Below are 13,330 nucleotides of genomic sequence, written 5' to 3'. Positions count from 1 at the left end.
GGTCCCCTCTGCGCTCGAGGGGACCGTGTTGGTCTCGACACGCCTCCGCCTAGCGGCTCCGGCGGCTCGACCAGCGTTTCTCGACCGGCGCTTATGAGTCGTCGGTGCGGCGCTTGAGGTAGCGCTCGAACTCCCTGGCGATCGCGTCGCCACTGGCCTCAGGGAGGTCGGCGGTGTCGCGGGCCTCCTCCAGGGAGCGTACGTAGTCGGAGACGTCCTCGTCCTCCTCGGCGAGGTCGTTGACGCCGCGCTCCCAGGCTCGGGCGTCCTCGGGGAGGTCGCCGAGTGGGATGGAGCACTGCAGGAGGTCCTCGAGCTTGTTGATGATCGCGAGGGTGGCCTTGGGGCAGGGCGGGGCGGCGACGTAGTGGGGGACCGCGGCCCAGTAGGAGACCGCGGGGATGTCGGACTGGATGCAGGCCTCCTGGAGAACGCCGACGATGCCGGTCGGCCCCTCGTAGGAGGGCGAGTCGAGCTTGAGGCGGTCGACGAGGTCTGGCTCGGTGGCTGTGCCGGAGACCGGGATCGGCCGAGTGTGCGGAGCGTCGGCGAGGAGCGCGCCGAGGGTCACCACGAGCTGGCCGCCGAGGTCGTCGACGCACTCCAGGATCTCGCCGACGAACTGCTTCCAGCGCATGTTGGGCTCGATGCCGCGCACCAGGATGATGTCGCGGTCCAGGTCGGGCGGGGAGCAGACGGCGACCTGGGTGGTGGGCCAGGTGATGGAACGGAAGCCGTTCTCGTCGGTGCTGGTGACCGGCCGGTTGACCTGGTAGTCGTAGAAGTCCTCGGGATCGATCTCGGCCACCACCCGCGCGTGCCAGACGTCCATCAGATGGTCAACCGTGCCGGAGGCGGCATCTGCCGCGTCGTTCCAGCCCTCGAACGCGGCGATCACCACAGGATCGACCAGGTCGCGGGTCTCTTCGATCTCGATCACACCTCCACCCTAGTCACCGGGACCAGGGAGTCGGTGTCGTTCACCCTGCGTACACCTTCCCAATTCCCACCTGGTGGACTGCCAGTGTCAGGATTCGGAATGAAATGGCATGGCCCGCGCACCTACGTCGTAGCGTGTTTCAGGCAAAGCCGTGCACACCACCGTGCCCGCCCGGGAGAGGAAACAAGAGTGAGTCTGCGCCCTGATGTCACCGAGACCCTGACCGCCACCCTGAAGGAGCGGATCATGGTGCTCGACGGTGCGATGGGCACTGCGATCCAACGTGACCGTCCCGACGAGGCCGGCTATCGCGGCGAGCGGTTCAAGGACTGGCCCAGCGACCTCATCGGCAACAACGACCTGCTCAACCTGACCCAGCCACAGATCATCGAGGACATTCACCGCGAATACCTCGAGGCCGGCGCCGACATCATCGAGACCAACACCTTCAACGCCAACGCGGTCTCGCTGAGCGACTACGACCTGGCCGACCTCGCCTACGAGATCAACTTCGAGGCCGCGCGCCTGGCTCGTGCGGCCGCGGACATCTACGCGACCCCCGAGAAGCCGCGCTACGTCGCCGGCGCGCTCGGCCCGACGACGCGTACGGCCTCCATCAGCCCGGACGTGAACGACCCCGGCGCCCGCAACGTCACCTACGAGCAGCTCCGCGACGCCTATGCCGACGCGACCCGCGCGCTCCTCGAGGGCGGCTCGGACCTGATCTTCATCGAGACCATCTTCGACACCCTCAACGCCAAGGCGGCGATCTTCGCTGTCCAGCAGGTCTTCGAGGAGTACGGCCGCCGCTGGCCGGTCGTGATCTCCGGGACGATCACCGACGCCAGCGGCCGCACCCTGTCAGGGCAGGTCACCGAGGCGTTCTGGGATTCCGTACGCCACGCCGACCCGCTCCTGGTCGGCCTCAACTGTGCGCTCGGCGCCCAGGAGATGCGCCCCTACATCGCCGAGCTCGCCCGCGTCGCGGACGCCTTCGTCTCCTGCTACCCCAACGCGGGGCTGCCGAACGCCTTCGGCGAGTACGACGAGGGCCCGAGTGACACCGCGGGCCACGTCCACGAGTTCGCCACCGCCGGGTTCGTGAACCTGGTCGGCGGCTGCTGCGGCACCACGCCGGCCCACATCGCCGAGATCGCCAAGCAGGTCGAGGGGGTCGCGCCCCGCGACGTCCCCGAGGTCGAGCCCGCGCTGCGGCTCTCCGGCCTGGAGCCGTTCACCGTGACCGAGGAGAGCCTCTTCGTCAACGTGGGGGAGCGGACCAACATCACCGGGTCGGCGAAGTTCCGGAACCTGATCAAGGCCGGCGACTTCGACACCGCGCTCTCCGTGGCCGCGCAGCAGGTCGAGAACGGCGCCCAGGTCATCGACGTCAACATGGACGAGGGCATGATCGACGGGGTCGCGGCGATGACCCGCTTCCTGACGCTGGTCGCCTCCGAGCCTGACATCTCGCGGGTCCCGATCATGATCGACTCCTCCAAGTGGGAGGTCATCGAGGCCGGCCTCAAGCTCGTCCAGGGCAAGCCGATCGTCAACTCGATCTCGCTCAAGGAGGGCGTGGAGTCCTTCGTCGAGCACGCCGAGCTGTGCAAGCGCTACGGCGCCGCCGCGGTCGTGATGGCCTTCGACGAGGACGGCCAGGCCGACTCCTACGAGCGCCGGATCGCGGTGTGCGAGCGGGCCTACCGGATCCTGGTCGACGAGGTCGGCTTCGAGCCCGACGACATCATCTTCGACCCCAACGTGTTCGCGGTCGCGACCGGGATCGAGGAGCACGCGACGTACGGCGTGGACTTCATCGAGGCCGTCCGCTGGATCAAGCAGAACCTCCCCGGGGCGAAGGTCTCCGGCGGCATCTCCAACGTGAGCTTCTCCTTCCGCGGCAACAACCCCGTGCGCGAGGCGATCCACGCGGTCTTCCTCTACCACGCGATCGAGGCGGGCCTGGACATGGGCATCGTCAACGCCGGCGCCCTGGTGCCCTACTCCGAGGTCGACCCCGAGCTGCGGGACCGGATCGAGGACGTCGTGCTCAACCGGCGCCCCGACGCCGCCGAGCGGCTGCTCGAGATCGCCTCGAAGTACAACAAGGACTCACCCGAGGCGGAGGCCAAGGCCGAGGCCTGGCGCGAGCTGCCGGTAGGCGAGCGGATCACCCACGCGCTGGTCAAGGGACTGGATGCCTACGTCGAGGCCGACACCGAGGAGCTCCGCGCCGAGATCTCGGCCCGTGGTGGCCGTCCGATCGAGGTCATCGAAGGACCGCTGATGGACGGCATGAACGTCGTCGGCGACCTGTTCGGTGCCGGCAAGATGTTCCTGCCGCAGGTGGTCAAGAGCGCCCGGGTGATGAAGAAGGCGGTCGCCTATCTGATCCCGTTCATCGAGGCCGAGAAGAAGCCCGGCGACGCCGAGACCAAGAACGGCACGATCGTGATGGCCACGGTCAAGGGCGACGTCCACGACATCGGCAAGAACATCGTCGGCGTGGTGCTGCAGTGCAACAACTACGAGGTGATCGACCTCGGTGTGATGGTGCCTGCGCAGAAGATCCTCGACGCCGCCAAGGAGCACGACGCCGACATCATCGGTCTCTCCGGCCTGATCACGCCGTCGCTGGACGAGATGGTCGGCTTCGCCACCGAGATGCAGCGCGTCGGGCTCGACCTGCCGCTGCTCATCGGCGGTGCCACCACCTCGCGGGCCCACACCGCGGTCAAGATCGACAAGGCCTACGACGGCCCGGTCGTGTGGGTCAAGGACGCCTCCCGCTCGGTGCCGACCGCGGCGGCCCTCCTCGACGCCGGCCGGCGCGAGAAGCTGATGGCCGAGGTCAAGGTCGACTACGACTCGCTCCGCGAGCGCCACGCCGAGCGGCGCGAGCGGGTGTCCCTGACGTTCGTCAAGGCGAAGGCGAACAAGCCCGAGATCGACTTCTCGAGCCTGCCGGCGGAGCCGGCGCAGCCCGGTGTGCACACGCTGCTGGAGTATCCGATCGCCGAGCTGCGCGACTACATCGACTGGCAGCCGTTCTTCAACGCCTGGGAGATGAAGGGACGCTTCCCCGACATCCTCAACAACCCGGCCACCGGCGAGGCCGCGCGCAAGCTCTATGACGACGCGCAGGAGATGCTCGACAAGATCATCGAGGAGAAGTGGCTCGAGGCCCGCGGCGTCTACGGCCTCTTCCCGGCGAACTCGACCGGTGAGGACGTGGTCGTCTATGCCGACGACTCGCGCACCGAGGAGCGCGCCACGCTGTTCCAGCTGCGTCAGCAGGGCCAGCACCGCGAGGGCATCTCCAACAAGTCGATGGCCGACTTCGTCGCGCCGGTCGGCGAGGGGTCTGACCACGTCGGCGCCTTCGCGGTGACCGCCGGGATCGGCCTGCCCGACCGGGTCAAGGCGTTCAAGGACGACCTCGACGACTACTCCGCGATCCTCCTCGAGGCCCTCGCCGACCGCCTCGCCGAGGCGTTCGCGGAGCGGCTCCACGAGCGCGTACGCACCGAGTTCTGGGGCTACGCCGCCGACGAGGGCGGCGACGGCAAGCTCCCCAACGAGGACCTGATCGCGGAGAAGTACTCCGGCATCCGACCCGCTCCGGGCTACCCGGCCTGTCCCGACCACACCGAGAAGCAGACCATCTGGTCGCTGCTCGATGTCGAGGCGAACACCGGCATCGAGCTCACCGAGTCGATGGCGATGTGGCCGGGCGCGTCGGTCTCGGGCCTCTACTACGGCCACCCCGACTCGCAGTACTTCGTCGTCGGCCGTATCGGTCAGGACCAGGTCGCCGACTACGCCCGGCGCAAGGGCTGGACGATGACCGAGGCCGAGCGCTGGCTGTCGCCCAACCTGGGCTACGACCCGGAGGACTGATCCTCGGGGTTGTCCAGCCATGCCGGCGGGACCTGCCCGACGCTGACCACGTTCCAGAACGCCGTACGCCGCGTCAGGATCGTGACGAGGTGGTGGCCGTCGGGGTGGCGGATGAGCACACCCGCTACCGGGTCGCGCTCCCGATCCAGGGTCAGCGGGATGACGTGGGCCCAGGTCTCGGTGGCCGGATACCAGTAGGCGCCGACCGTCGAGGCGTCCCAGGAGCCGAGGGCGGTATTGGCCGCGGCGACCGCTGGCCGGAGCCGGGCCAGGAGCTCCTCGGGCTCCATGCCGGCGCGGTCGGCGTGGTCGTAGGCGATGTGCAGGGCGCCGACGGACGTGATCCGTGAACCGTTGTCGAAGGCAGGCGGCGCCCAGCTCTCCAACGCGGTCCGGCAGCGCTGGCAGTCGTCGTCGCGACTCCAGTCGGCGAACTCCACGTCGTCGACGGCCAGGTCCTCACCGCGGCTGGTGACCAGCACCAGCCGCAGTCCGTCCTGGTCGCGCAGCGGCAGCGGGTTGTGCTCGAGCCCGTCGCGGAAGTGCAGCAGCGCGGAAGCCTCGTTGACCCCGATCCGGTGGACGACCGCGCTGCGCAGCCCCTGCAGGCGCGCCTTCGGCGACTCCTGCCTCAGCAGCGCCGGATCGACCAGGTCGGCGAGCCACTCGACCAGGTCGACGGTGAGCAGCCGCTCGGCCTCAGCAGGCAGCACGGGGCAGTGCGTCGGAGAACATGCCGGACACCGTAGCCGTCGAGTCCGCGGTGGTCCGCGTCGGCGCGGACACACGCTGAAAGACGCCGATAGGCTCGGACGGTGCGACACGATGATCAGTGGGCGAGAGAGCGGTTCGCCGGCGCGCCGGTGGCGCGGCTGGCGACGGTCTCGGCCGATGCCGTGCCCCGGATCGTGCCGATCGTGTTCGCGCTGGTGGGCGAGGAGATCCTCACGGCGGTCGACCACAAGCCCAAGTCGACCACCCGGCTGCGGCGGCTGGAGGACATCGCGGCGAACCCGGCCGTGTCGCTCTTGGTCGACGCCTACGACGACGACTGGTCGCAGCTGTGGTGGGCACGCGCGGACGGCGTCGCCCGGGTGCATGCGACCCGCGACCTCGACCCGCTGGTCGCGAAGTACGCCGACTACCGCGAGCAGCCGCCCACCGGGCCGGTGATCGTCATCGAGGTCAGCCGGTGGTCCGGCTGGTCGGCGACCTGAGGCCTGGGATCAGCGCGAGCGTCGGAAGGGGCGCAGGATCTCCCCGCTGGGAGACGGACCGCGCGAGCGCATCGAAGGAGGCACCGGCGGGGCCGTGCCGGCCCAGGGGCTGCGTACGTCCAGGACCGTGGCCCACTGTGACGCGGTCGGGCGGAGTCCGGGAGGACCGGCGGCCTGGTCCATCAGCCGGGTCAGCGGACCGACCAGGATGCCGGCCTCGCCGGCGAAGGTCAGGTCGGGCCGGAGGCCGGGGGCGGCGTTGCGGTCGCCGGTGAGCACGCGGGCGATGGTGAGGGCCAGCTTGAAGCGGTCGCTGTCGGCGGTCGGCGGCATGCCGAGGTTGGTGGGGTCCTCCCAGCCACGGGTGTCGGCGGGCGGCAGCACGCCGTCCTCGCCGGCCGGCCGGATCCCGTCGCAGTCGAGCAGCATCACCCGGGGGATCGGCGAGACCGACCAGGCGATGTTGCGCGGCGAGAGGTCGCCGAGGACGAGCCCTTGCCGGTGCAGCGCGTCCATCACCGCAGCCAGCGTCCGCATCAGCAGCACCCGCTCGTAGATCCCGGGGCTGCGCACGTCACCCGTGTCCACGAGCAGGCCCAGCTCCGCGAGCGCGGTGGCGGGGCCGAACCCGGCGAGGAACGGCTCGTGGACCCGCTGCATCAGGAAGCCGGCGGTGCGTAGCCCGTCGAGCACGACCGTGTGCGGCCAGGCGGCGAAGTGATCCACCTGCAGGCCCTCGCTCTCGACGAACCCGCGGATCCGCACCAGCTCCGCCAGGGCGCGGCCGTCCACGAGACCGAGCTCTCGTGTTCGGTACAGCTTCGCGACCGTCCCCGGATGGTCGGCCAGCTCGATGATGCGACCCTGCGAGCCCTGGGCGATATGGCGTCCAAGACTCAGGTCGCTGAGCTGGATCTCGTTCACGGAACCTCCGGCACCAGTCGTCGGTAGGCAGATCGTACGTGGCCGGGCGATCCGGTGAAGAGTCGGCGGCTCATCTGGTGGCACCCGGCTGATGACAGGATGGTCCCGGGACCGGCGAAGGAGGGTGTGTGGCACGACAGGACGAGCGAGCTCGGCTCGCGGCTTGGGCGGAGCAGAACATCGCCCGGCTCGCCGACGAGGCGAGCGCGCGGGTCGCTGAGCGGATCACGACCTACTACCGCGACCGGGAGAGCGGGGCGGTCTCGCTCGACGAGCTGCGCCAGTCCTTCGCCCACAACCTCCGCTCGGTGGTGGCCGCGATCGGCGACCCGCACGCCGAGCTCGATCTGGAGGCTTCCGCTCGCACCGGCAGGCGCCGGGCGAGGCAGGCGGTACCGCTCCCGGAGGTGCTGCAGGCCTACCGGATCTGCTTCGCCACGCTCTGGGAGGCCCTGGTCGAGCAGGTGCAGGTCACCCGGCAGCCCACCGACGCCCTGATCGAGACCGCCGGGGTGATCTGGCGCTTCACCGACGAGCACGCGGTCGCCCTGACCGAGGCCTACCGGGCGACCACGGCCGAGCTGATGCTTGCCGAGCAACGACGACGCTCGGCGGTCGTCGAGGCGGTGCTCACCGGGCGTCCCGGTCCCGAGTCGGGTCCCTGGGAGGCGGCCGCACTGCTCGGCTTTCCGACCGATGCGCTGCTGATCGTGGTGGCCGCGGAGACCAACGGGCTCGCCAAGGAGAGCCTGGTCAACGTCGAGCAGCGTCTCGCCGAGAAGGGCTTCGTCTCCGGGTGGCGGCTGACCCCGGCACAGCAGCTGGGCATCGTCTCCTTCCCGGAGGAGCGGGAGGAGGAGGTCCTGGAGACGCTGCGCGGGTTCGCCGACGCTCGCACCGGGGTGAGCCCGCCCTATGCAGCGCTCCCCGAGACTCCGCGAGCGCTGCGCCTGGCCCGAGCGGCACTGGCCGGGCTGGAGCCGGGCAGCGCGGGCCTGCGGACCTTCGACCACAGCCCGCTGGCCGCACTGGTCGTCTACGAGCCGGCCGAGGGCCGCAGGCTCGCGGAGAACGTCCTGGGGGAGGTGCTGCGCCAGCCCGCCGAGGACCGAGAGCTGCTGCTCGAGACCCTCGACATGTACCTGGAGCAGTCCGGCTCCGCAGAGCGCGCCGCCACCCTTCTCTACTGCCATCCCAACACGGTGCGGAACCGGCTGCGCCGGATCCAGGAGCTGACCGGCCGGTCCCTGGCCGAGCCGATGGACGTCGCCGAGCTGACGGCTGCCGCCTACGCCCTGCGGGTCGCCTCCGCGACGGACCTATGGGCGACCCATGCGCGGAAGCGGCCGGGCACCGGCCCGCTGCGGTCCCGGCCCTCGGGTTGATCGTGCTCGCCGGCAGTGATGAGTGGTCGGCCGCCACAACGGTCGGTGTGCGCGCCGACAGAGACTGCGGTGACCGGCGACGAGGACTGTGGCCGCGGCGTACCGTGGTGTCCACCAGGACCGCAGCGAGAACGAGAAAGAGGACAGGTGCCCCTTATCGAGCAGTCGACCACTCGCAACGAGGGTGGGGTCGAGTTCGGCGGCGGGCGGCAGGCGTGCGCGCGCGGTGAGGCGACCGTGGCCGACGCCATGGTCCGCCGGCCGAAGCTGCTCCCGGTCACGGCGACGGGTCGCGACGTACGCGAGCTCTTCCTCGACGACCACGTCCACGCCGGGCTGGTGGCCGACGGGGACCGGCTGCTGGCCGTCATCGAGAGGCAGGACCTCGCCGAGGTATGCGACGACGAGCCGGCGACGGCGCTCGGCACCCTGTCGGGCCGGACCGTCGGTCCGCAGGCGGACCTGTGGTCGACCTGGACCTGGATGACCGGCGCCGGCATCCGCCGGCTCGCCGTGGTCGAGGATGGTCGGTGCGTCGGGCTCCTCTGTCTCAAGCGCAGCGGTCGCGGCTTCTGCTGCGACGCGGGTGTCTGGGCCAGGGCCCGTGAACGGAGCACCAGCCGAAGATGTCCACCTGAGCCGTGAGGCGTGAGGGTCGGTGAACGGCCCTTGGACAGGCCGACAACGAGTCGTGTCCTCGTGAACAGAGAATGCCCGGATGGGTAACCGAACAGCCATTGTCCTGGTTATCGTCGGCAGTGACGCCGCGACCGAGTTGCGAGAAGGCAGGAGACCCAGGTGACGCCGCAGGACCTGGCACAGGACGTGCTGGCACCACCCGCGAAGGCGGCCATCTTCCTCACCGTCACGGTCGGGGACGGCCAGGAGCAGGCGGCGCGCGACGCGCTCGCGAACGTCGCCGGGGTGACTCGTGCGATCGGCTTCCGCATCCCGGAGGCAGCGCTCAGCTGCGTGGTCGGCATCGGGGCGGAGGCCTGGGACCGGCTCTACTCCGCCCCGCGCCCGGACGGGCTGCACCCGTTCCGCCCGCTCGCGGGGGAGAAGCACGTCGCGGTCTCCACACCCGGCGACCTGCTGTTCCACGTGCGTGCCGGTCGCGCTGACCTGTGCTTCGAGCTCGGCCGCCAGCTGATGGTGCTCTTCGACGGGCTCGTCGACTGCATCGATGAGGTCCACGGCTTCCGCTACTGGGACGAGCGCGACCTGCTGGGCTTCGTCGACGGCACCGAGAGCCCGACGGCGGCGGCCGAGTCGGGCCCGGCCGCGCTGGTCGGCTATGGCGAACCCGGCTCTGAGGAGACGTACGCCGGGTCCAGCTACGTCATCGTCCAGAAGTACCTCCACGACCTGGACACCTGGGAGAAGCTCTCGGTGGAGGAACAGGAGCTGATCGTCGGCCGAAAGAAGCTCAGCGACATCGAGCTGCCCGACTCGGTCAAGCCCGAGGACTCCCACGTCGCGCTCAACACCATCACCGACGCCGACGGCACCGAGCGCGTGATCGTGCGCGACAACATGCCCTTCGGCGCGGTGGGAACCGGGGAGTTCGGGACGTACTTCATCGGCTACGCCGCCGACCCGGGCGTGACCGAGGAGATGCTGCGCAACATGTTCCTGGGCCGTACGCCGGGCCGGCACGACCGGATCCTCGACTTCTCCACCGCCGTCACCGGGTGCCTGTTCTTCGTCCCGCCCGCGGCCTTCCTCGAGGACCCCGAGCCGTTCCTCGACCGCACCCCCTCTCCTGAGGAAACGAAACCAGTCTCAACCGTCGACGGCTCGCTCGGCATCGGAAGCATGGCGCACAGCGCCGGAAGGAGTGGTCAAGCATGAGGAATCTTCATCGGGAGCTCGCCCCCATCTCCGAGTCCGCGTGGGGGCAGATCGAGGAGGAGGCACGACGTACGTTCAAGCAGCTGATCGCCGGCCGCCGCGTCGTGGACGTGGTCGGCCCGTCGGGCAGCGAGCTCGCGGCCGTCGGCACCGGTCATCTCACCCCTCTCGAGGCACCGGCCCACGGGGTGAGCGCGCGTCAGCGGCAGGCCCAGCTCCTCGTGGAGCTGCGCGCCCCGTTCCGGGTCACCCGCGAGGCCGTCGACGACGTCGAGCGCGGTGCCCAGGACTCCGACTGGCAGCCGGTCAAGGACGCCGCCACCGCGATCGCCGCCGCCGAGGACACGGCGATCTTCCACGGGTCCGCCTCGGCCGGGATCTCCGGCATCGCCCCGGCCAGCTCCAACACGCCGGTGCCGCTTCCCTCGGACCCACGGCAGGTGCCCGACGCGGTCGCCAAGGCCGTCAGCGCGCTGCGCCTGGCCGGCGTGGACGGACCGTACGACCTGCTGCTGTCGGCTGAGGCCTACACCGCAGTCTCGGAGACGACCGACCACGGCTACCCGATCCTGCACCACCTCTCCCGGCTCCTCGACGGCGAGATCGTCTGGGCGCCGGCGCTGCAGGGCGCGCTGCTGGTCTCGACTCGCGGTGGTGACCACGAGCTCCATCTCGGGATGGACCTGTCGATCGGCTACACCTCCCACGACGCCGAGGGCATCGAGCTCTACCTCGAGGAGTCGCTGACGTTCTTCGCCTACACGGCCGAGGCGAGCGTTCCTCTGCCGGTCGGCTGAGCGGACACGGGGGGTGGCCGCGGTGAGCACGCTCGGGGGAACGCCGAAGGCGACCATGGCGTCGCCGGGTGTACGCACCGACCGCGTCCTGGTCGCGGCGGCCCTGGTGGCGGCTGGCTGGGGCGCCAACCAGTTCACGCCGCTCTCGGTGGTCTACAGGCTCGAGGCGGGCTGGTCGACGATGTCGGTCGTCGTGGTGTTCACCCTCTACCTGGCCGGCCTGGTCCCGGCGCTGCTCCTCGGCTGCCGGGCCGCCGACAGGTTCGGCCACCGTCGGGTCGTACGCCTCGCCCTGGCCGTGACGGCACTCGGCAGCCTCCTGCTGGCCCTGGCGGAAGTCTCCGTGGAGGCCGTCGTCGTGAGCCGGCTGGTGACCGGGATCGCGGCCGGGCTGATCGTCTCGGCCGGAGCCGCCTGGCTCCGCGCGCTCTCGCCCGCGCCCTCCCGCGGCGCCCGCTTCGCGGTCTACGCCACGGGAGCCGGCTTCGCCCTCGGACCGCTGCTCGCGGGGACCGTGGCCGCCTGGCTCCCGGCCCCGTCCGTGGTGCCGTGCCTGGTGCACGGCGGCTTCGCGCTGCTGGTGCTCGCGCTCACCGGGCGCATCCCGGAGATGTGCTCGATCCCGGGGCGGCCGCCCCCGGCACCGCGCGGGGACCGCTGGTCGGCCATCACCCACCCCCGTTTCGTCGGGATCGTGCTGCCGGCCAGCCCGGCGATCTTCGCGGCGGTGACGGTCTCCTACGTGGTCCTACCACCGTTCGTCCTCGACCGGGTCCGTGACCACGCGCCGCTGTTCAGCGGGCTGGTCGCGGCGGTGACGTTGCTGGTCGGACTCGCGGTGCAGCCGCTGGCGGCCCGGATCGACCGGCCCGGAAGCGCCCGCGCGACCCTCGTCGCGATGGGCACCGTGGTCGTCGGGCTGCTGCTCGGCGCCCTCGCCATCGAAGAGGTCTCGCCGCTCCTGGTGCTGGCCGCGGCCGTCTTCCTCGGTGCCGGCTACGGCCTGACCCTGGAATCGGGACTGGCCGAGATCGGCCGGCTGGCCCCGCCCGGCGCGCTGCCGACGGTGTCGGCGCTGTTCCAGGGTGTGGCCCACAGCGGCTTCCTCGCGCCACTGCTGCTGGCGGTCATGGCGAGGTCGGCCTCGTATCCTGAACTGATCGGTGGCCTGGCCCTGATCGGCTTCATCCTGCTCATCGGTGCCGCCGTGCATGCGACCAGGCACGCCCACCAGGACCCCTCCCGACCCGACCCCACACCACAGGAGCTGACATGGGACGAGTGACAGTTGGACGGCCCGTGCTGCGGGTACGCGACGGGGTGATCTCGCGGCGACCCGACACGCTGGCCGCCGAGGAGCCGATGGAGATCCGGGTCAACGGGCGGCCGCTGACCGTCACGATGCGCACCCCGGGCGGCGACTTCGACCTCGCCATCGGCTTTTTGGTCAGCGAGGGCGTCGTGCACTCCGCCGACGACGTCGCGAGCGTCCGCTACTGCGCCGGTGCCACCGCCGACGGCGGCAACACCTACAACGTGGTCGACGTCGGCCTGGCCGCGCACGTCCCGCCACCCGACGCCTCCCTGGAGCGCAGCTTCTACACGACCTCCTCGTGCGGCCTGTGCGGGAAGGCGTCCCTCGAGGCAGTGCGTACGTCCTCGGCCTGGTCGGTCGCCGAGGACGCCCTGCGGGTCACTCCCGAGGTCCTCACCGTCCTGCCGGATCGGCTGCGGGAGGCGCAGCGCGTCTTCGACAGCACCGGCGGCCTGCACGCGGCCGGGCTTTTCGACGCCGAGGGCAACCTGCTCTGCGTACGCGAGGACGTCGGCCGCCACAACGCCGTCGACAAGGTTATCGGGCACGCGCTGCGCGAGGGGCTGGTGCCGCTGCGCCACAGCATGCTGATGGTCAGCGGCCGGGCCTCCTTCGAGCTCGTCCAGAAGGCCGTGATGGCGGGCATCCCGCTGCTCGCCGCCGTCTCGGCCCCGTCCTCGCTCGCCGTCGACCTGGCCGACGACAACGGCCTCACCCTGGTCGGCTTCCTGCGCGGATCCTCGATGAACATCTACGCCGGCACCGACCGGATCGCGACCGTCCCCGTCGGCTGAGTGCCGTCGGTCGAGCCGTCGGCTGAGTGCCGTCGGTTGGCCCGCTCGGTTGAGCCGGTCGGTTGAGCCGGTCGGTCGAGCCGGTCGGTCGAGCCGGTCGGTCGAGCCGGTCGGTCGAGCCGGTCGGTCGAGCCGCCGGAGCCGCTAGGCGGAGGCGTGTCGAGACCAACACGGTCCCCTCGAGCGCGGAGGGGACCGTGT

General features: G+C 70.6%; 11 protein-coding genes. 8 read left to right on the top strand and 3 right to left on the bottom strand.

All coding sequences use genetic code 11. The annotated features are described in order from the left end of the window. Positions 1-91: 91 nt before the first annotated feature. A complete protein-coding gene (locus tag ACFWQC_RS27930; protein WP_378685984.1) occupies positions 92-940 on the bottom strand; it encodes a PAC2 family protein in 849 nt (282 codons plus the stop codon). Positions 941-1,186: 246 nt separating this feature from the next. On the opposite strand from ACFWQC_RS27930, the gene metH reads away from it, so the two are divergent. After that, positions 1,187-4,843 (top strand): methionine synthase, encoded by a 3,657-nt coding sequence (gene metH / locus ACFWQC_RS27925; protein ID WP_378685986.1) that lies wholly within the window; start codon positions 1,187-1,189, stop codon positions 4,841-4,843. Here the strand turns inward: metH and ACFWQC_RS27920 are convergent. Further along, positions 4,825-5,556 carry a hypothetical protein gene (locus ACFWQC_RS27920; RefSeq protein WP_378685981.1) on the bottom strand — a complete coding sequence of 244 codons (732 nt, stop codon included), beginning with the start codon at positions 5,554-5,556 and terminating at the stop codon, positions 4,825-4,827. The two genes, metH and ACFWQC_RS27920, sit on opposite strands and share 19 nt — an antisense overlap. 102 nt (positions 5,557-5,658) lie before the next feature. On the opposite strand from ACFWQC_RS27920, the gene ACFWQC_RS27915 reads away from it, so the two are divergent. Beyond that, positions 5,659-6,060, top strand: a complete 402-nt coding sequence (locus ACFWQC_RS27915; protein WP_378685979.1) for a TIGR03668 family PPOX class F420-dependent oxidoreductase — start codon at positions 5,659-5,661, stop codon at positions 6,058-6,060. Positions 6,061-6,069: 9 nt separating this feature from the next. Here the strand turns inward: ACFWQC_RS27915 and ACFWQC_RS27910 are convergent, their stop codons facing one another. Further along, the gene (locus tag ACFWQC_RS27910) at positions 6,070-6,984 is read right to left on the bottom strand and encodes a hypothetical protein (RefSeq protein ID WP_378685977.1); all 915 of its coding nucleotides are present in this window, start codon (positions 6,982-6,984) and stop codon (positions 6,070-6,072) included. A gap of 128 nt (positions 6,985-7,112) precedes the next feature. Between ACFWQC_RS27910 and ACFWQC_RS27905 the strand changes: the two genes are divergently transcribed. The 6 genes from ACFWQC_RS27905 to fdhD all read left to right on the top strand — a co-directional run bounded on the left by ACFWQC_RS27905 (position 7,113) and on the right by fdhD (position 13,129). Beyond that, a complete protein-coding gene (locus tag ACFWQC_RS27905) occupies positions 7,113-8,369 on the top strand; it encodes a PucR family transcriptional regulator (protein WP_378685974.1) in 1,257 nt (418 codons plus the stop codon). A 147-nt stretch (positions 8,370-8,516) separates the two neighbouring features. Then, a complete protein-coding gene (locus ACFWQC_RS27900; RefSeq protein ID WP_378685972.1) occupies positions 8,517-9,014 on the top strand; it encodes a hypothetical protein in 498 nt (165 codons plus the stop codon). Between the two features lie 153 nt (positions 9,015-9,167). Next, complete coding sequence (locus ACFWQC_RS27895; protein WP_378685969.1) at positions 9,168-10,223, top strand: Dyp-type peroxidase; 1,056 nt, start codon at positions 9,168-9,170, stop codon at positions 10,221-10,223. After that, the gene (locus tag ACFWQC_RS27890) at positions 10,220-11,020 is read left to right on the top strand and encodes a family 1 encapsulin nanocompartment shell protein (RefSeq protein ID WP_378685967.1); all 801 of its coding nucleotides are present in this window, start codon (positions 10,220-10,222) and stop codon (positions 11,018-11,020) included. Before ACFWQC_RS27895 ends, ACFWQC_RS27890 begins: the two co-directional genes overlap by 4 nt. Before the next feature lie 22 nt (positions 11,021-11,042). Beyond that, positions 11,043-12,305, top strand: a complete 1,263-nt coding sequence (locus ACFWQC_RS27885; RefSeq protein WP_378685964.1) for an MFS transporter — start codon at positions 11,043-11,045, stop codon at positions 12,303-12,305. Next, positions 12,293-13,129 carry a formate dehydrogenase accessory sulfurtransferase FdhD gene (gene fdhD / locus ACFWQC_RS27880; RefSeq protein WP_378685961.1) on the top strand — a complete coding sequence of 279 codons (837 nt, stop codon included), beginning with the start codon at positions 12,293-12,295 and terminating at the stop codon, positions 13,127-13,129. The genes ACFWQC_RS27885 and fdhD overlap by 13 nt, the downstream gene beginning before the upstream one ends. Positions 13,130-13,330 lie beyond the last annotated feature (201 nt).

The sequence above is a fragment of the Nocardioides sp. NPDC058538 genome (assembly GCF_042719275.1).
In the GTDB taxonomy this organism is placed as follows: Bacteria; Actinomycetota; Actinomycetes; order Propionibacteriales; family Nocardioidaceae; genus Nocardioides.
The sequence above is the reverse complement of the archived record's forward strand: the minus strand, read 5'-3'. Positions and strand labels throughout refer to the sequence as shown.